Source organism: Pseudarthrobacter niigatensis (genome assembly GCF_030812615.1).
GTDB lineage: Bacteria > Actinomycetota > Actinomycetes > Actinomycetales > Micrococcaceae > Arthrobacter > Arthrobacter niigatensis.
This window is the reverse complement of sequence record NZ_JAUSTB010000001.1, coordinates 606084-624154: the sequence shown is the minus strand read 5'-3', so window position 1 is coordinate 624154 and position 18071 is coordinate 606084. Positions and strand designations below refer to the sequence as shown.

Here is an 18071-nt window from a genome sequence, read left to right as displayed (position 1 = left end):
GTTCGTGGTGGGAGTTGCTTCCCGATGGATCCAACCCCTTGTCGGTATTGGTCAAAGAGTTCGAGGCCACTGGTGTGACTCCCACTTCCTTTGCGAGTCTTGGACAGCAGTCGGCGCGCCGGAGCGCCAAAGCCCAATCTGTTCGCTGCGATCTCGAGCTATCCAAAGTTCAAGAATTCCCTCCGCCGTGGGCTGGCCTTCACGTGTGCACTGTGATCGTGCAAGTGCTCGATGAGACGAGCAGGGACCGAAACACTTATTCCGCACCTATAACGGTGATGCTGAACTGCCCGCCTGCGGCTACAGCTCCGGCTGACCGCTGCGCCATGGTTGCCTTCTATGCGACCGCGGACCGGATCGTCTACTGATGGTCGGTCCTATGGCCGTGGCCGGTCTGGCTAGAAGGCGGGCACTGCTGAAAGGTGTCGCTGCCGCTGTGACTGTCCTTGTGCTTCTCGGCCTGATGGCGTTCGTCGCGGGTGTGGCTCTACTTGCCAGTCTGAGCGGAGAGCCAGTTGTCGCTTGTGCTCCGGCTGATGCTGCATCCATCAGCACGGGTACGGAGACTGGCGATGGCCTGGAGGTCCGCGATGGTAGCCAGGTGCTATACGAGCTGAACTCGCGACAGGAAAGCGTGGCTCGCGCGTACATTGGGGTCGGAAAACAGCTTGGTGTACCCCGTTCGGGACAGATCATTGCCATCATGATGGCGATGCAGGAGTCGAGTTTGCGCGTACTCGCAAATCCCAGGGTTCCGGCTTCCATGGGTTTTCCAAATGATGGCGTTGGGAGCGACCATGACTCGATAGGCTCGGCTCAACAACGTTCCACGGCAGGGTGGGGGAGCGTTGAGCAGCTTATGGACGTTTTCTACAACGCCCGCGCCTTCTACGGCGGCCCTTTGGGTCCCAACCGAGGAAGTCCACGAGGGCTGCTCGACGTACCGGGGTGGCAGGCGATGGACAAAGACTTGGCTGCTCAGGCAGTCCAGGTATCTGCTTTTCCCGAGCTTTACGCGCGTTGGGAGCGTGCAGCGACAGCAGTCGTTGCTGCGTTGGAACCGGACACGTCGCCAGCTCCTTGCTCATCTTCGCCGCCCAAAGTGGGGCCTGCGGCCTCTTGGAAAAACCTGAGTCAACTCCGCCAGGACATTCTGCGGTTCACGCAGGAAGGTCTAGGTGGACGATATGTGTGGGGCGGCACTGCATTCAAAGCCTGGGACTGTTCCGGCTACGTGCAATGGATTTATCGGCAGGCTGGAATCGAACTGCCGCGGGTGGAGCAGTGGCGTGTTGGGGTTCGGACCGACGACCCGCAGCCGGGGGACCTGGTGGTTCAGAATCCCCAAGGACCGGATAACTGGGGGCACGTTGGCATCTACGCGGGCAACGGCATGATGTGGAGCGCCTTGAACCCCGCCGTGGGTACGTTACTGCATCCAATTAGCTGGAATTCCGGCACCGTCTACTTTGATCTGCTTCCGCGCTGAGGGCTCTGTCGCGCGCTGTGGGCATCTCGGCCATGGCGCGTCAGCGCATAAGCGACGTCCTGTTGGGAGACCCACCTCCCCGCGGTGAGTGGGGTCAATGCAAGTCTGGTCGTCGTCGTGTCCGATAGGCGTGTTCGATGTTCAGGTCATGTCGTTCCATGCTTCACCTCCCATGAACGTGTGAGCTCATCTGCTCACTCCATGGAATACGACGGACGGAGCACCCATGTTACTGGCAGCGGTGGACCCAGGAATCACGCCGAACGCGAGTTTCCCCTTCCTTGAATCGCTCAAACAAATTGGCGGCGGCATCCTGGTCGGCGCTTTCATCATCATCGCCATCGTGGCGATCATCGGCGCAGCCCTGCTGCTGGCCGGCAAGCTGAGCCAATCGTCGCGCCTGGCTTCCAGCGGAGGCGTGATCCTCCTCTGGACAGGGCCCGTGGCTGCCATCCTTGGCGGCATCAACGGCTACATCCTCTGGTCGCAGACCGCATTCCCTCTCGGGTTCTAGGTCATGCCCGTTGAGTGCGATCTCAATGGATGGTGGCCGCCCGGATGCGGCTTGGTGTCACAGGCAAACGACAACGCCCTTGGCGCGGTCACGTCACTGTTCGCAAACATTCTGCAGAACATGGCGTCGTGGCTGTGGGCCTTCATCACGGGTGCCTTCACTGTGTCGAACGTCGACGACTCCCAGTGGCTGTCCATCGAGGGACTCACGAGCTGGTGGGTGGTTGTAATGCTGACTCCACTCGCCGTCGTAATGATTATGCAGCTGCTCTCGGGGCTTATCAGCCAGCAACCCAGACGCATTGGAAGGGCGATGATAGGCGGGGCCGTCGCCATCCCACTGGTGGGCGCCGCCGTTTACCTTGTCCGTAAGTTGACGCGGGCAACGGACCTGGCATCCGCCGCCCTGCTCCAATCGATTGGTTCCGACCCCTATCTCGTCTTCATGCGGCTCTTCGGCTTTGAACGAGCGCCTCAGGGAAGTGGCCGGGAATGGAATCTGGTCTCGTTGGCTCCGGGAAACACCGGCGGCCCTGCAGGCGCGGCGGTGGTAACCATGATGGCCTTAGTAGTCGTCTGGATACTCGCCTTCATCCTGATGTGCTCGATGATCTTCCGCTCGTTTGCTGTCGTTGTCCTCGCCGCCGTCGCGCCAGTGGCCCTCATGCTGCTGCCCTGGGACAAGACAAAATCCTGGGCTCGTCGCTGGTGTGAGGTCGTCATCGCGTTGGTTGTGGCCAAGCCCTTGGCTGCAACAGTCTTGGCCGTCGCCGTAAAGCTCTTTGCCGATTCCAAGTCCTTCGCGGGCTTGGCAGCCGGAACCGTAGGCATGGCCCTCGCATGTGGGGCACCCATGATGGCCCTGCGCCTCGTGAGCTTCGCTGGAGGGGAACTGGCTGCAGCCGCGCAAACGGCTGGCGGCGGCCACGTTCTGTCGCGAAGCACCAGTGTTGCGGCCCGGCAGATCAGTCGGCAGGCAGGCGGCCGACTGACTCTCGCGAACATGGTGAGTCGTTCCGCCATGACACGGCCCATCAGTTCGAGCCGTAACGTCTTCCCGACACAGGTGTCAGCTCCTCCTGTGCCCGCCGGGTTGACCTCACCGGGCCCCGATGGAGGACAGAGAGCCTTGAAGACAGGATCGTCAACCGGATCACCGGGTGCACCGCAGTCCGCGGAACCCACACGGTTCGTGCGTGAGAGTCCGAGAAGCCAAGGCGGCGCTGCTCCAGCGCCAGCCCGGCAGAGCACACCTACAGAACCGGGACCGCGAGGGCGGCCTCCCGCTAACACCCCCGGACCGTCGAGCCCGCAACCTCCGAAACCCCAGCCACCAAGAATTGATCCATCGAAGGGAGGCACCCCGCATGTCTGAAGACGGGCGCGCGCTGGAAGCCGTCAAATTCCCAAGGTACGAACGCCGCGGCTTTTTCCTTGGGCTCAAGTGGTACCAATTGCTCATCGTGGCCGGGGGAGCTAGCGTCGCTATCGTTGCATCAGCGAGCAATGGTCCAGTCGGATTACTCACCACTGGGCCTATGTGGCTCGCGCTGGTACTGCTCGGAATACTGCAGTACTCCCGCGTCCCATATCCAGTCTGGGCACAACAGATCGCGACGTTCTTCTACCGCGCAGCTGCGGGCGAGACGAGGTTCCTCGCGAAGCCCGAAGCTCCACGCCTCGCCGGCCGACTTGCCCTCCCGGGTGGGTTGGGCAATCTGGAGATTCGAGCAACCGCCCGTGGGGAATGCTTCCTGGTCGATGGCCACGGCAAGGAAGCAATCGCGGTGCTGAGGTGCAGTACGCGTTCGTTCGCTCTCCTGGATGCAGACGATAAAGCGTGGGCAGTCCAGGCTTGGTCACGCGTTCAGGCCGGCATGGCCCAACGGCAAAGCGTTGCCCGCATCGCCATCCAGGACTACACCGTGCCTTACCCGTCATCGTCCCTCTGGGACTTCTACAGGGAGAATGCCCTGCCGGCGCGAGACCGCAAGGAAGATGCTGCTTGGGGACGCCGCGCGTATGAGGACTTACTGGGCGCCGCGGGCTCAGCTATGAGCCATGAGCTGGTTGTCTCGGTTGTCCTGGCCACGAGCAAGGCGCGACGGCGGATCAGGGAGTCGGGCGGGGGCGTCACCGGCCTTGAACACGTCCTGCGGCTCGAAGTCGAGGCGATACGAACGTCGCTGGGTACCCACAACGTCAAAGTCGATGAATGGCTCGGCGAGCCGGGGCTGCTTGCCATCATCCGCGGTGCCTTCGATCCTGCCCTTCTGCCCGTCGGCAAAGCGACGGCCGCGACAGCTTCGGCGTCGAATGCAGCAGCAGCAGCAGAGTCTACCGATGATCTAACGAGACACGGCCCGATGGGCGTGGAGGAGCACTGGACGTACTTGCGGACGGATTCCGGCTTTCATCAGACCTTCTGGATCGCTGAATGGCCGCGGCAAAAAGTCTTTCCGGGCTTCCTTCACCCTCTGATTTACGTCGGCGAATTCCGCCACACCTTTACCGAGGTCATTCGGGCGGTACCTACCGCTGAAGCTCTGCGCGACATCCGTTCAGCCCAGGAAGCTCACGAGACCCGCCGCCGCATCAACGCCCGCTTCGACAGGCCACTCACCCGTGAGCAAGGGGCCGAGGAAGAAGAGGTGACACAGCGGGAGGAAGAGATTGTCGCCGGCCACGGTGACGTCCGGCCGGCCGCGTACATGACCGTCACGGCTACTTCACTGGAGGACTTGGCGCGGCACCGCCAGGAGCTTGAGTCCGCCGCCGCCGGAGCATTCGTGGAACTGCGCCTTCTGTACGGGCAGCAATGGGCGGCCTTTGTTGCCAGCGGCTTGCCCTTGGGAAGAGGACTGCGATGAACAAGACGAAGGGTAGCTTCGAGTACCATCCGTCGGGTGTAAGTCGGGGGGATCAGAAAGCACGACGGCAGTCCGCACCTTGGGCGTCCAGGTTGGCGAGTTCTTCGTTGGAGCATGAGCAGCCGGAACCTCAGAAGTTTCGCTTCACGGGCGACTGGGGGAGCAAAGAGCCGAATTCGCTCCGTGGCCCACACCGGTTGCGTCCCGCGCCCCACCGCGCCTCAACCATGACCTTCGCCGCCGCTTACCCATTTCTTACCGAATCGGGGCTGGGGCACGAAGGCACCTACATCGGAACCGATGTCTTCGGGTCAGGAGCCTTCTCCTACGATCCCTGGATCCTTTACGACAAAGGGATCATCAGCGGCCCATCCATCGTCGTTATCGGAACCGTCGGCACAGGCAAATCGATGTGCGGCAAGTCGCTCGTCGCGCGGTCCATCACGTTGGGCAGGAAAGCCGCCGTCGCCTCCGATCCCAAGGGTGAGTGGGTTGCCGTCGCCAAAGCTGTAGGCGGAAAGGTCATTTCCGTCGGACCAGGCCGTCCCGCACGAGTAAATCCCTTGGACGCCGGGCCGCGGTCCAGCGCCCTTACCGAGGCACAGTGGCAGGCTGTCGTTCGCCAGCGCCGCCGGTACCTCCTGGTCGCCTTGGTATCCCTCATGCGTCAAGGAATGCCGCTCCGACCCGTCGAGCACACGGCCTTGGATATCGCCCTCATGGAAACCATGGCGGAAAACACCAACCCCACGCTGCCCATGGTGCTTGACCATCTACTGCGACCGTCGAAGGAGATGGTGGCCCTCGTCGGCGCGGAGGGCGGAACCGCCGTCAGCCATTCCCTCCGACGCACGGTGTCCGGTGATCTCGAGGGCATGTTCGATGCTCCGTCCACCGTAGCCTTCGACGCGGACGCGCCAATGATGGTGATGGATACCTCCGCCCTCATCGGAGCGTCAGAGCAGGCCCTTTCGCTAGCCGCCGCTTGCGGCGCCACCTGGCTCGAGGCGGCAATCACCAATCCCGACGGCGGCAAGCGCCTTGTCGTGTACGACGAAGGTTGGCGGATGCTCGCCGATCCCTACATGTTGGCGAAGATGAGCGAGCAGTGGCGTCTCGCCAGAACATACGGCATTGCCAACCTGCTGATCATGCATAAGGTCGCTGACCTCAATGAGATCGGTGACAGCACCAGCGGACATCGGCAGAAAGCCCTGGGCCTCCTCACCGAAGCAGATACCAGGATCATTTACCGCCAGAAGCACGATGCCATGCGACTTACAAAGGAAGCCTTGGGCCTCACCGAAGCTGAGTGCGAGCACGTAGAGAACCTTCCGAAGGGCGTCGGTCTCTGGAAAGTCGGGAACCGCTCCTTCATCGTGGCCAACCGGGTGACAACCGACGAGTTGGCCGTTTTCGGGACAGACGAAAGGATGCTGTGAGACGGCCAGCGAGTTCACGGGCTGCCAGCGACAATCCGCTCGTCACCGCTGCCCTCGTTGGAGCGGCAGCTTACGTATGTCTCTGCGCGCTGGTGCAGGCCGCGGCGCAGCTCGCGACCTCTTGGCACTGCGGCGCCTTGCCGCCGTCGCCCTTCAACCCGGGTGCCGTCGCCGGACTTTTGGCCAACAGGATGGACTGGATAGTCATCCGCCGTGGGGACTGCGCAGTCGGCATAGACAGCGTTTGGTGGATCCTGGCTCCGGCCCTGCTGCTGGTCGGAGTGCTCGCCGTGGCTGCACTTATTGCATGGAGGCGGTGGAAGCAATCGGGGGCATGGCTCCGGCAGGACATCCTGAATCGGGACGGAGTTGCCCGTCGCGCCGAAATCGTCCACGACTTTGGGGCGACGGCGGTGCAGAAGCGAGGGAAGTTCACGCGCCCGGGACTGGTGAAGCCTTCGGTCCAGGACCTTTCTTGGACCCTGGGCCGTTCCCGCGGCGTCACGGTCCACGTCTCCACTGAAGAATCGATGGTGATCCAAGGTGCTCCCCGGTCCGGCAAGGGTCTGTATGTAGTTATCAATGCAATCCTCGACGCACCGGGCGCCGTCGTGACGACGTCCACCCGGGCAGACAACATTGTAGTGACCATGAAGGCAAGGGCTTCTCACAATCGACCGGTGACGGTTTTCGATCCGCAGGGCATGTCGGGTTTGCCGTCGTCCCTCCGCTGGTCACCGGTTCGCGGATGCGAGGACCCGGACGTTGCCACCCGGCGAGCGCTGGTCATCACCGCGGACACGGAGATGAAGGGCGAAAACGCTGCGTGGCAGAAGCGTTCGCTGATCGTCCTCCAATGCCTGCTCCATGCTGCTGCACTGTCCGGTGAGGGAGTGGCTGCATTCCGACGCTGGTCCTCCAGTCCCGTGCTGGCCCGGGAAGCGCTGGAGGTGCTGGGCAGGCCTGGCGCGGCGCTTGGCTGGCAGTCAGACCTGATGGGAATCCTGGAAGACGACCCACGGAATACCTCGAACTCCTGGATCGGTGTCTCGGCAGCGGTTGCACCGCTGTCTTCACCGAAGGTTTTGGCGGCACTGAACCCGCAGGACGAGTCCGAGGAGTTTGACCCGAAGGCCTTCATTCGGGAACGGGGCACGCTCTATTTGATCGGCACGCGCGCGGGCGCCGCTGCCGCCGGCCCATACCTGTCCGCCCTGATCGACGACATCGACAGCGCGGCACGCGAAATGGCCTTCGTTTCGCCAGGCGGCAGGCTTGAGCCGCCGCTGTCCCTCATACTCGATGAGATCGCGAACCTGGCACCGTGGCCCGGGCTGCCCGTGGCGCTCGCCGACGGCGGCGGCATCGGTATCTCCACCCTCGTGGTCCTGCAATCCCTCTCCCAAGCCCGTTCGGGCTGGTCCATCGATGAGGCGTCAACAATTTGGGACTCCGCGATCATCAAGGTGATTTTCGGAGGTGGATCTGACGAACACGATCTCCGATCCCTCGCCGGTCTGCTCGGCGAGCGCAGCCTGACGCTCACCACGCGTTCCTGGTCGTCACAGGGCCGGCAGGACGGTGAACAGCTTCGCGACCGTCCGGTGATCGCCTTGGACGAGATTCGACGGCTCCCTGCTGGCACCGCACTCATGCTGGGTCGGCGCACGCGGCCCATTTTGTTGGATCTCCTGGAATGGCATAAGCGCAAGGACGCGGGGGAACTACGCCGCCTGAAAGCTGAGATGGAGCGCCTGTTGGCCGACGGGCACAAGCAGCGCCAACAGAAGACCGAAGGGACTCCTGATGCATAGCCGTGACAACGTCGATGAGTTTGATGTTCCCTCCTCTGGTTCCTTTGGGGACGACGAGATTACTGCACAACTTTTCAGGTCGGCATTTGCCGGACAGGCTGGGCCCAAGTCCGTGACCCGCCGCTGGCGGGAGATGACGACCGAGCAATCACAGGAGGCATGGCGATCGCTCTCTGCCTGGGTGCGATGGCTCGTGGCCACCTACCAACTGACGACGTCGGTCGTCCCGGACTGCTGGTGGCGTCACCCTGAGATCGTGGCCGAGTTGTACGCGCTGCACCGCGCGGAGCTGGCCTCCTACACGACGGACGACCCCGGCTTCGGGCCGCTCGCCTTTCACGAAAGGCTCCCACACGCCGTCGAACGTCTGAGGACGCACACCAGGGCGGCCGGATGCGTCGGACTGCAGGCACACAAGGAGCCAGCACCGCGCATGCTTGCGAACGACGATCCGGCCTTCCTCGACTGGTGCAAGGCGGCCCATCAACTGGTTCCCGAATTCTGAGTCATGTCGCTCGGATGATCCGGTGACCATGAACCGGTGTCTGCGCAGCTTAGCTGCGGTCCAAGAAGCAGAAGGGTGGCTGTCGTGGCCGCTGCACCCGAAGTTCCGTCAAGCCCAACCGCTGGCCTGAACTCTGCGTTGGGGACTCGGCGAATGGCGCCGGAGGAGCGCGTTGCTGCATTGATGGACGGACTCCACTCGATTCTTGAAAAGGCTGTCGAGTCGCCGTCGCATTGGCAGGTTCTCCTTGACGCTTCCGCCAGCCTGTGGCGCTACTCCGGCGGGAACGTTGCCCTGCTGATGATGCAGATGGCACAGCGCGGTACCGACGAGCCCAAGCTCGTGGCGGGCTACAAGGAATGGGAGCGGCACGGGCGGACTGTTCTTCGCGGTGAACATGCTTTGTGGGTAATTGCCCCAAGGACGGCCCGCGTACAACAGGTGCTCTTGCCTGACGGCACTCGTCACCGCCTCCCCGTTGGCGACAAGGCTCCCAAGGGTGCCGTTGACGAGGGGAAGAAGACGCTCATCACTGGCTGGCGGGGCCAGGCGGTCTTCGACGTCTCCCAAACTGAGGGCACCCCGCTGCTGGTTCCTCGATCAGCTGGACGCACTTCAGTCGAAGTGCCCCGGCTGTGGGAGTCGCTGGCTGGAGTAGCCCGCGCACATGGCTTCTCGGTGCAAGTCACAGACGCGCAGTTTGGGCTTACAAGTGGCTTCACGGACTTTGCCCAGCGCCGGGTGCAGGTGGGTGGCTGGCTGAACTCGGAGGAACGAGCAGCGGTGCTTGCGCACGAGCTCGGGCACGTTCTGCTGCACGGACCAGACGACAAGGTGGGCAAGCTGTATGGGAGCAGCGTGGACCACCGCGGGTTGGCCGAAGTCGAGGCCGAGTCAGTGGCCTACACGGTGCTCAAGGCCCATGGGATTGATCGAGGTCCTCAATCAGCAAGCTATCTGTCCGGTTGGGCTGATGCAGTTATCGAAGCGGAGCAGTCAGCAGTCGGGGCTACTTCTGGAAAGCCGTCGGCCTCACGCGCGGATATTGCCAAGTCAGTGCTCGGCCGGGTGACGGCCGCAAGCAAGGAAATTCTCGAAGCGACCAATCCGCCCGGACTGGGTGGGAAGATTCCGGCTGCAGAAGCCTCCCTGCGAGTTGAAGGCCAGGAAACCTATGCGGGCGTGAAACCGGCAGAGGGACCGTCGCATGGTCTGGCGATATCTGGCCCGTAAGGCCAGCCGTTGAAGCGTGGGATGGGAAAGTCCCGTCCGCGAAGGAAGGACGCACGATATGAGCACCAAAATACCGATCAACATCGCCGGTAACCTCGTGGCAGATCCGGATCTGACCTACGGTGAGTCGGGGGTAGCCCACGCCAAGCTCCGCGTTGCGGTGAACCAGCGCGTCCAGGGTCCAGACGGATCCTGGCATGACGGGGAACCTGTTTTTCACAACGTCTCCGCGTTCCGGGCGCTCGCTGAAAATGCCTCCAATTCTCTGAAGAAGGGCGACCCCGTCACCGTTTCGGGTGAGCTGGAATTCCGCTCCTTCGAAAAGGATGGGGAGCGGCGTGAAGCTCGTCGGATCGTAGCCGAGACGATAGGCCCGGACCTTCGTTTCGGTACCACTGCATACCAGCGTTCTGCGCGTGCCGCTGGGCCGGGGGCTTCAGTAGAGGCAGGCCTGCAGGGGGCGCCCGAACCTGCGTACAACATCGCTACCAAGGGGCCGGTGTCGGTATCCCCTTTCGGCGAGCCGGCGCAGAATGAGGTTAGTCTCTGACCCTGCGCCGTTGGGCGGGGCTATTGAGCCTGCCCGCTAGCGAGACATGGCAATGGCCTGGTCCTTCCGCGGAGGACCTGGCCATTGTCTTGCTGTCCCCCTGATGGACCGCGGTGCGTGCTATAGCCTCGAACTGCCCTTCCACTCGTCCGGTTCCACCCGCTTGATGCTCGAAGAGTGAGCCCATCCCATGTGGTACTTGCCGGATGAATCCAGCCACTCGATGAGACCGTACTTGTGAGTCCACCCAACGGCCTTGCCATAGATACCGCCGACATACACTAACGGGCGGCCGTACTTCGGGAAGTCCCGAATAGGCGCCGGATCATCGATCGGACGGCTCGATTCAGCGTCCATCCGGGCCATCATGCGCTCAAGGTCTTCAGGCGAGCCGGATTTGATCACGCAAATAACTATAGAACATATGTTCGAATACGGGTTTTGGGACCAAGTCAGCGGCAGGAGCTTCAGGTATTCCGCGCCCTCACAACGGATGGCGTTACAGGAGCCGCCCGGCGCCCTTCGGCAGGAGCCCAGGCCAAACAATCGACCGCCTGAATGAAGTACGTGTCCGGCCATGGCGCGCCCGGCATAACCTGGGCTGGGTCGGGGGAGATGAGCAGGACCGATCCGGGCCAGATCGGTTCCGGAAGCGACTCCAGCCAGGCCCGCTGAGTGTGATTGAAGCGATTCCATCTGATCGTGACCCAGGAGCCGGTGGGCTGCACTGCGTCAACGCTAACCAGCGTCACCTCCGCTGTTGTGCCGCCAAGCGCTTTGGCATTGCTGAAGGAACTCCACTGTTCCGTCGCCTGATCCACCCAGGCGCGACGTTGTGTAATTCGTCGCCGCCATTGCCATCCGGTAAGCAGTGCAGCCACGATCAGAGTGGCCCCGCCCACTAACTTTTCAAAGAAGGGGGCGCCGGCGGAGGGCAGGAGAACCAGAGAAAGGACAGTCGCGGATAGAACAGCCACGCTGGCCAGTACCAACCCGGCTGTCGCAACTCTCGGTTTCACCGCTGGGTTCACGACCAATGTTTCGCCTCTTACACCAGCTTAGATCTGCCAGCCGGAACTCGTAAGGACGACGTGCTGGAATCGATGCGTTTCTGATGGAGTCACCCCTTGGTGAGGGCCAGCCTGGCAGTTTCCGGCGCTACTAATTGCGTTCTGAATTTTTTCCCGCTCGTGCAGCTGTTCCCACTCGTAGTCCGCCGGGGCAGCTCCCAACGGCAGATGAGAATCGTAGATTCCCCATCTGTCCCTAAACAGGGCAACTTGACGAACTAGCCGGCCGAAGGATTCTGTCCCACCGACGGCTGCAGTGAGCTCATCCTTCCACGGAACATCCTGCATCAGGGCAGCCCGTGTGACAGTTTCGGTCCTTCGCCGGATCCGTTCGCGGAGCTGGGCGATCATGTCTGCCAACTCGGGTCCCAGAGCAGAGAACGACTCGTGCAAAGGGTCGATCGCCGCCGTCGGTGTTCCTCTCGTGTAGCGACGAAGTCGCGCGCTGAGGAGGGCTAACGGGTCATGAGCTGAATGGCTGTCCTGCAGGGTTTGCTCCATGACGTGCTCAGCGCCGTGACGGCCGATCGCAGTGGCCTTTCGCCAGGCGGCAACTGCAGCGCCCCACGACGGTGACGCGCTTAGTTCCTGCACTGCGAGCGGGGCACGCTTTCCCAGACAGCGTCTGAGGTCCTCACCGGCAGCAATCTGCGCGAGGTAATCGTACTCGGCATACAGCCGTTCAAGGTTGTCCGCCTTCCTGCTCTCTGCTTCGCGGACCTCGTGGGCAGTCCGCTCGGCACCCTCTGCGGCCAATATCTCACCGAGAATGCTGCGCCACGACAGCTGCAGCGAGGGGTCGACGGCTTGGTGTTCTGAGTCGTCGCCCTCGCTGACATATGCGACGTTCCCGGACCGGCCGCGCGTCATGCTCACGTAGAGCAGCTCGCGGGTCAACCGTCCTTGGGTGACCACTGTGTGCCCGGTATCAACCGTAAGGCCTTGGGACCGGTGGGCGGTAGTCGCGTAGCCGAGCTCAACGGACGTCTCAAGATAGGTCCGGGGGAGTACGACGCTCGCCCCAGTCTCCCTCCGCACCGCGAGAATTGAGCCGTCGTGCCTGTTGACCGCTCTGACGTCGAACAGTGTCCCGTTTCGGACAAATTCGTCTTCGCTGTCGATGAGCTGGCGATTGTTGCCGCGGGCGATGATGGTGTCACCGGAACCGGCCTGCAAGCCGTCGGCGAGTTGAGCTGCCAGCTCTGCATCCACAACTCCCTGGGCCACCAGGTCTGCTCGAGCCCGCTCGTTGAGCATGCTGACCGTCTCGTTGTCTGCGGCAATCAGGATGGACGACTTACCCGACTGCATATCGGTCTGCCACGCAAGGTACGCCTGGTCCAGCATGCTTAGGTAGGAGCCGTGCCGGATCCGCCGATGCTGCTCGTAGTCCTCGATCGCTGAGTAGTCTCCCGCCCGCAGCTTGAGGGACGATGAGCGCTCCCACTCCTCATGGAACCTCCAGATAGTCCTGAGGCGCGTCGCTAATCCCTGGCGGTCCAGCCAGCCGAGGACGCCGCCAGCGTCGATTGCGTCCAACTGGCCTGGGTCTCCCACCAGGAGGATTTTGGCCCCAGCTTCCGTTGCTTGTTGCACGAGGGCAGCAAGCTGAAAGGTGGACACCATGGACGCTTCGTCAATGATGACGAGTTGATTCGGGTGGAAGCACCAGCGCTGTTGGGTTGCGGCCAGCTGAGCAGCTTCCTGGGCGAACGCAATGCTCCGGCGGTCGTTGCAATTGGATGCCCCCAGGAGTTCCTGAATGTGGAAGAAACGTTCACCCCTCGTAGCTGCACTCTGACCCATTGACTCGTGCAGCCACTTGGCGACGTTCTCGGTGGTTATGCGTAGTTCGTGGCTCAGCACCGCTGCGCTCGCCGCAGCTGGAGCGAGCCCAATGACGCTCCCAGCTCCGTGCTCGGCTTCCCAAACAGCCTTCACGGCGCCCAGCGTCGTGGTCTTCCCCGTTCCGGCCGGGCCGACGATGGCATCCAGCCGGTTTCGGCTGAGGGCGACGTCGGCAACGGCCGCACGCTGATCGGTATGCAGCCTCGGCACCTGCTGTCGCCGGCCGCTGTCCAGCGAATCCATGACGACTGATGGGCGGACAGCCGGTCCGCCGTTGTCCTTCCTTGCTGTCATGATGGCGTCTTCGCAAGCGAGTGTTGAAGCGTCGGTGTAGAGGCGTGACCCATGGAAGTCGAAAACGCTCCGCTGGTTGAGCTGCAGGTCCGGGCCACCGTTCGGTGGAAGGGAGTAGCGGTACTCGTTCAGGGGCACTGACTGTTCTTCGGCAGCGGTGGCGACTGCATCTATCAGAGCGGCCCGGTCTGATGAGGTGCTGCAGCGGATTTGGGTGCAGACTCTCTCCGCTTCTGCAAGTAGGTTCCAACGGTTCCAGGTTGAGCGTTTTTCGGCAACCCGTTCCCTGGCGATGGTCGCGACAGCGGAGGTCCAGTCGGGAGTGAAGTCCAGGAAGGTAAAAGGGGCGACGCGGGAGCGGTTGATGGTGTGGGCGAGGACGTCAGAGGGCTGAAAACCTTTGGCAATTGCTCGAGCCTGCCATTGTTCAGAGAGCTGGTGCAGTGCTGTGGGACTCTCGGGCTTCGGGGCGCGAGTAGAAAGGGTTGCCTGCTGGCGGAGTTTGATGGTGGTCGTAGCCGATGGAGTCTGGCCGTGATCCTTGGTCCACGCTGCCACAAGACGATCAGTTTCCAAGTCGATGAGGCGGGAGCGATTGGAGAATTCGCTGAGGAGTTCTTCATCGATCCCCGTGAGCTGTTGGCTGGGGTTGTGCGTTTTGGTGAGGGAAGCGCGGATCTCGGGGTCGCACCCAAGGTCCCGTTGGAGGGCGTCGAACAGCAGGCCGTTGTAGTGTTCGCTCGCCGCGACCACTGCTTTATAGAGAGCACGGGAGTCGAGGGTGACCCAGGCTCCGTCGGTGGCGCGCTGTGTGCGGTTGGCGATAACCAGATGGGTGTGGAGCTGCGGATCTCCGGTGCGTGATTCCCAGTGATCGAAGGCTGCGGCAACAGCCCCGCGCGTACCGATGTGGGCGACGCCGTTACGGCCGGCCCTTGTGTGGATGACGTTCTTTTCCAGCCACGCAAGGGTTGCCTCCACCGCATCATGATGGGTTCGCAGGATCTGCTGCTGCTTGCTGTGCGGGCTCAGCGCCCAGAGTACGGACACCGACTTCGGCACGCTGAACGTCAGGTCGAAGCCAACCACCGCATGCCGTTGAGCTGATTGGCCGGCCTTGTTCTCGACAGCGGCAGGTCGGGCATGCGGCCTGCCCAGGGGAGTGCCGGTCTGCGGATGCAACGCCAAATCAAAAACCGCTTTTGCGTCGATTTCCGTGACGACGTCACCAAGCGTTTTGCTGATGCCGTTTAGTCCGCCGCCAATCCAATGACCCTGGGGTGTGCCCGCCTTCATGTAATACGTGGTTGAGTTCGAGGGAGAAACGGAAACGTCATCCGTCATGGTCGTCTTGAACAGGTAGCGCAGACCCGACTGGGCAGACAGACGCGCGATAGACATGGTCACAGTCGAGGTGCCCCTGCCTGCTGTCTGCCTGGATCCCATCCCCGCCGTCGAAGGATGTCCAAGGTTCGGACGTCAAGAGCCACTCCCTTGGCGCGGGAGATTGAGACAAGCAAAGCAGCGGTGTGGGCAAGGTCTTGGACATTAGTCCGCTGAGCTCGTTTGAGGCGTGCGACCTCCGACTGGAGGAGGTTGATGCTCAGTCGCTGTTCCGAACTTTCGGCTTCGAGCCTGTCGATCTCTGCGGCTTGGGAGCGGAGCTTGGACTGGATGTTTTGGCGTTGGCGCTCGCAGGAGACCCTCTCGGATTCCAGATGACGCTTCGCAGCCTGCAGTTGGGCTTTGAGGTGGGGCGCGCTCAAAGTTGTTGCCGGCACCGTGGAAGGTCGAACGGCGTTTCGGTGGCGACGGCTCCGGTGCCTGTTTGCGCAACGTTTAGAGCAGAATCGTTGGCTCCTCCTCGACGCTTCGAAAGCGGTACGGCACTCTTCGCAATTCTTATGGTTCACGTTGATTCATCAGTGAGGCTCAGCGGGGCGACATGACTGACCGTGACGGGCATCTAACGCTGGCGCCTTGGATGCCAGAGGTGTGAGGGCTGGATTCTAGCGAGGAAGGTGGGGAGTGGAGCGGCTCTCGAGTAAGAGCTCGGCGCGTTCGACTACCGACAAGTGGTGTTCGTTGAGGCGCTCGCGGGCTAGGGGACTCGCCAATTCACAGTCTAGGATTTCGACTAAATGCCGGTGAAGCTGGGTTTCCGCGTGGCGGGAGAAGAACACGAGCAAAGCGGGGCGGTGGTCCTGCAGGACCAGCTCACGCTGGCAACTTGTAACGTCACTCCAAATTGGCTTGATCTGCATGAGAAGTAGCCTTGCCCGCAGCGCGAAGATGCCCTGCCGGAGGCGTCCCGCTATGCGGGGGAGAAGCAGTCCAAGACTGACCAGGAGCACAGCAGCCGTCTCTCCGATCCAGTAGAAGCCCGTCAGTGCGGCAGCTGTTTGACTGTCGGCGCCCTCAGCTGCAATCACAGCGCCATAGATCAGCCGGTCCAGCAGGACAAGCGCGAAGAGGACGCATCCCGCTGCGATGAGGGAAAAAGCCGACCGGAAGGCCGGTGCGTGCATGTGCGGGACGTTGCTGCGGCAGACCCGGGCTATGTCGAGGCAGACCCACATGATGAAAGCAGAGCCTGTCCAGAGGAAGACTGCCATCCCGGGCTGGTCAGCGTAGGTCAGCGGCAAGTTGGGATCGGTGCCATCGACGCGGCTGGCGAGAAACCCGGCCGTCACTGTGGTGCACACGGCGGCAGCAGCGAATCTGCCCAAGACGAGCTGCCGCCGTTGTACTTCTGTATCTGTAACCGCTGCCAGCAGAATCGCCGTGCGAAACTGCCAGAACCCCAGGAGCAAGGACAAGAGGGTAACCAGCCCGACGCGGTTGTGTCCGCCAAGTAATGGATCGACGGTGTAGTAAACCGCTGGGACATAAAGGGTACAGGCGATCGCAGCGAGGATAGTGGCGCGGAAGACGCTTCCACGGTGAGCATCGAGCGCTGTTGGAAGTCTGAGAACGGTCAGGACCCAGAGTGCGGCGGTAGGGACCGCTTCCATCAGCCGAATACTTGTCGAAATGCCAAGGGCTCGGGCATGGCATCGACGTCGCTGTTGATGATCCGAGTAGCGAGTTGGTCGGCCAAGACTTCAGCCATGAGCTCTGCGCCGTCTGTGTAGCTGCTGCGTCCGAGCACGCGGAGTACGTCCTGGCTTAGGTCAGGCAGGAAGGTCGCGGCAAGGTCTGCGCTAGTTTCTTCGAGGTCATGACAGAGAATCATGTGGCTGAACTCGTGAAGGACGATTTGCTGCCGGTGCCAGGCCGACTTCACGGGGGCATGCAACACGATGTCCCGGTCCGCGCAGATTAGCCACACGCCGCAGAGTTCCGATCCGGATAGGCCAGGCAGTTCATCGACAATGATGGGGCGGCTTCTTTGCCGTTCCAGTTTGTCCTGAATGAGCTGGAGCGTTGGCGCCTTGGGCAACCCAAAGCCTTTCTCGGCCTTGCGGGCTACTTTTCGAGCTTCACGATAGTTCATGGCTTTGGAAGGTTGACGGGTCAGGGACCTTGACGGGGCCGATTTGATCGAGCGAGTAGCCGCCCGGGTACAAAGACGAGCCGGCCTTTCCTGGCGTGAAATGAGGCTTTCGCTGCAACGGCAGCCGGCGGTGGAGGGCGTTGCGGACTGCCAGAATAATTCCCAGGGTGGCTCGGGAGCCTCGGCCGCTGCGGGGGAGCCCGAGGGCGCCAACGAGCCGGTCATCAGCAAGCATTACACTGATCATTCTTGCAGCGAAGGGTCGTAGAGGAAGCGGCAGACGGCTCTGAAAGACCTGAACTGTCGCGTCCATCAGCTTTTGGCCTTCAATCGATGCAGAGACATGGGTTGCCTCGTATTGGTCGAAGAAACGCTCCGCTTCGGCATAGGTCTCCGGCATACCCTTTACGTTCATCCGGGATCCCAACTCTGCGAAAAAACGGGCTGCAGCGGTTAGCTCTGCTCCTGTGGGCGGGCGCCACGCATGCTGCTGGGCCCAGCGAACCGGGACGACCAGCAGGGTCAGAAGGACGTAGAGGTAATCGTCCGCGCTGCCGGGGACGTTGCGGTGAGCGCGATTGAGCAGGGCGACCATGTGCTCTCCCCGGTCGCTATCGAGGCCGCTTGCGATGAGCTCGTAAATGACGATTGCAGTGTCGTAAGAGCGCTTCATGGGACGCTCCTGGATTTCGCCGTTCCGGTAGAGAGTGGCCGCGATGCTTGGGATAGCGAAGTTGCGGTAGTACGCGAGGAAGAAGCCAAGCTCCATGTCTGCCGCCAGATCGTAGAGGACCATGGTGCGGAAGGTCGTTTCCCAGTCGTTCGAGGAAGGGCTCTCCTGGCGCCGGAGGCTATCAGCGAGGGTGGGATGAATCTTCATCGTGGCCCCCGTTCATAATGCTTGCTACTGCACACTCGAACTGTGGGCTACGAAGGCTCCCCAGCTC

14 protein-coding genes are annotated in these 18071 nt (G+C 62.0%); 9 read left to right on the top strand and 5 right to left on the bottom strand.

From position 1 onward, the window contains the following. The first annotated feature begins 436 nt into the window (after positions 1 to 436). The 9 genes from J2T23_RS02895 (at position 437) to J2T23_RS02860 (ending at position 10416) form a co-directional block, all read left to right on the top strand. Entirely contained in the window at positions 437 to 1489 is a 1053-nt protein-coding gene (locus J2T23_RS02895) for a C40 family peptidase (protein WP_307356955.1), read from the top strand. 226 nt (positions 1490 to 1715) lie between these two features. Next, positions 1716 to 2003, top strand: a complete 288-nt coding sequence (locus tag J2T23_RS02890) for a hypothetical protein (protein WP_307356952.1) — start codon at positions 1716 to 1718, stop codon at positions 2001 to 2003. 3 nt (positions 2004 to 2006) lie between these two features. Next, on the top strand, positions 2007 to 3377 hold the full coding sequence (locus J2T23_RS19845; RefSeq protein WP_370871411.1) for a type IV secretion system protein: 1371 nt from the start codon (positions 2007 to 2009) through the stop codon (positions 3375 to 3377). Beyond that, complete coding sequence (locus tag J2T23_RS02885; RefSeq protein WP_307356949.1) at positions 3370 to 4872, top strand: SCO6880 family protein; 1503 nt, start codon at positions 3370 to 3372, stop codon at positions 4870 to 4872. The genes J2T23_RS19845 and J2T23_RS02885 overlap by 8 nt, the downstream gene beginning before the upstream one ends. A gap of 227 nt (positions 4873 to 5099) precedes the next feature. Continuing rightward, positions 5100 to 6314 (top strand): putative type IV secretion/conjugal transfer ATPase, encoded by a 1215-nt coding sequence (locus J2T23_RS02880; protein WP_307356947.1) that lies wholly within the window; start codon positions 5100 to 5102, stop codon positions 6312 to 6314. After that, complete coding sequence (locus J2T23_RS02875; RefSeq protein WP_307356945.1) at positions 6311 to 8128, top strand: type IV secretory system conjugative DNA transfer family protein; 1818 nt, start codon at positions 6311 to 6313, stop codon at positions 8126 to 8128. Before J2T23_RS02880 ends, J2T23_RS02875 begins: the two co-directional genes overlap by 4 nt. After that, on the top strand, positions 8121 to 8633 hold the full coding sequence (locus tag J2T23_RS02870; protein ID WP_307356943.1) for a hypothetical protein: 513 nt from the start codon (positions 8121 to 8123) through the stop codon (positions 8631 to 8633). Before J2T23_RS02875 ends, J2T23_RS02870 begins: the two co-directional genes overlap by 8 nt. 153 nt (positions 8634 to 8786) lie before the next feature. Next, positions 8787 to 9866: an ArdC-like ssDNA-binding domain-containing protein gene (locus J2T23_RS02865; protein WP_307356941.1), complete on the top strand. Its 1080-nt coding sequence runs from the start codon at positions 8787 to 8789 to the stop codon at positions 9864 to 9866. Between the two features lie 58 nt (positions 9867 to 9924). Further along, positions 9925 to 10416 (top strand): single-stranded DNA-binding protein, encoded by a 492-nt coding sequence (locus J2T23_RS02860; RefSeq protein ID WP_307356939.1) that lies wholly within the window; start codon positions 9925 to 9927, stop codon positions 10414 to 10416. A gap of 120 nt (positions 10417 to 10536) precedes the next feature. On the opposite strand, the gene J2T23_RS02855 is transcribed toward J2T23_RS02860, so the two are convergent. The 5 genes from J2T23_RS02855 to J2T23_RS02835 form a co-directional block, all read right to left on the bottom strand. Further along, positions 10537 to 10821, bottom strand: a complete 285-nt coding sequence (locus J2T23_RS02855; RefSeq protein ID WP_307356938.1) for a hypothetical protein — start codon at positions 10819 to 10821, stop codon at positions 10537 to 10539. Between the two features lie 653 nt (positions 10822 to 11474). Then, positions 11475 to 15029, bottom strand: coding sequence for a MobF family relaxase (gene mobF / locus J2T23_RS02850; RefSeq protein WP_307356936.1), 3555 nt, complete (start codon positions 15027 to 15029; stop codon positions 11475 to 11477). A gap of 608 nt (positions 15030 to 15637) precedes the next feature. After that, entirely contained in the window at positions 15638 to 16642 is a 1005-nt protein-coding gene (locus J2T23_RS02845; protein WP_307356934.1) for a hypothetical protein, read from the bottom strand. After that, on the bottom strand, positions 16642 to 17124 hold the full coding sequence (locus tag J2T23_RS02840) for a hypothetical protein (protein WP_141160678.1): 483 nt from the start codon (positions 17122 to 17124) through the stop codon (positions 16642 to 16644). The genes J2T23_RS02845 and J2T23_RS02840 overlap by 1 nt, the downstream gene beginning before the upstream one ends. Then, positions 17111 to 18004, bottom strand: coding sequence for an oxygenase MpaB family protein (locus tag J2T23_RS02835; RefSeq protein ID WP_307356931.1), 894 nt, complete (start codon positions 18002 to 18004; stop codon positions 17111 to 17113). Before J2T23_RS02835 ends, J2T23_RS02840 begins: the two co-directional genes overlap by 14 nt. Between the last annotated feature and the right edge of the window lie 67 nt (positions 18005 to 18071).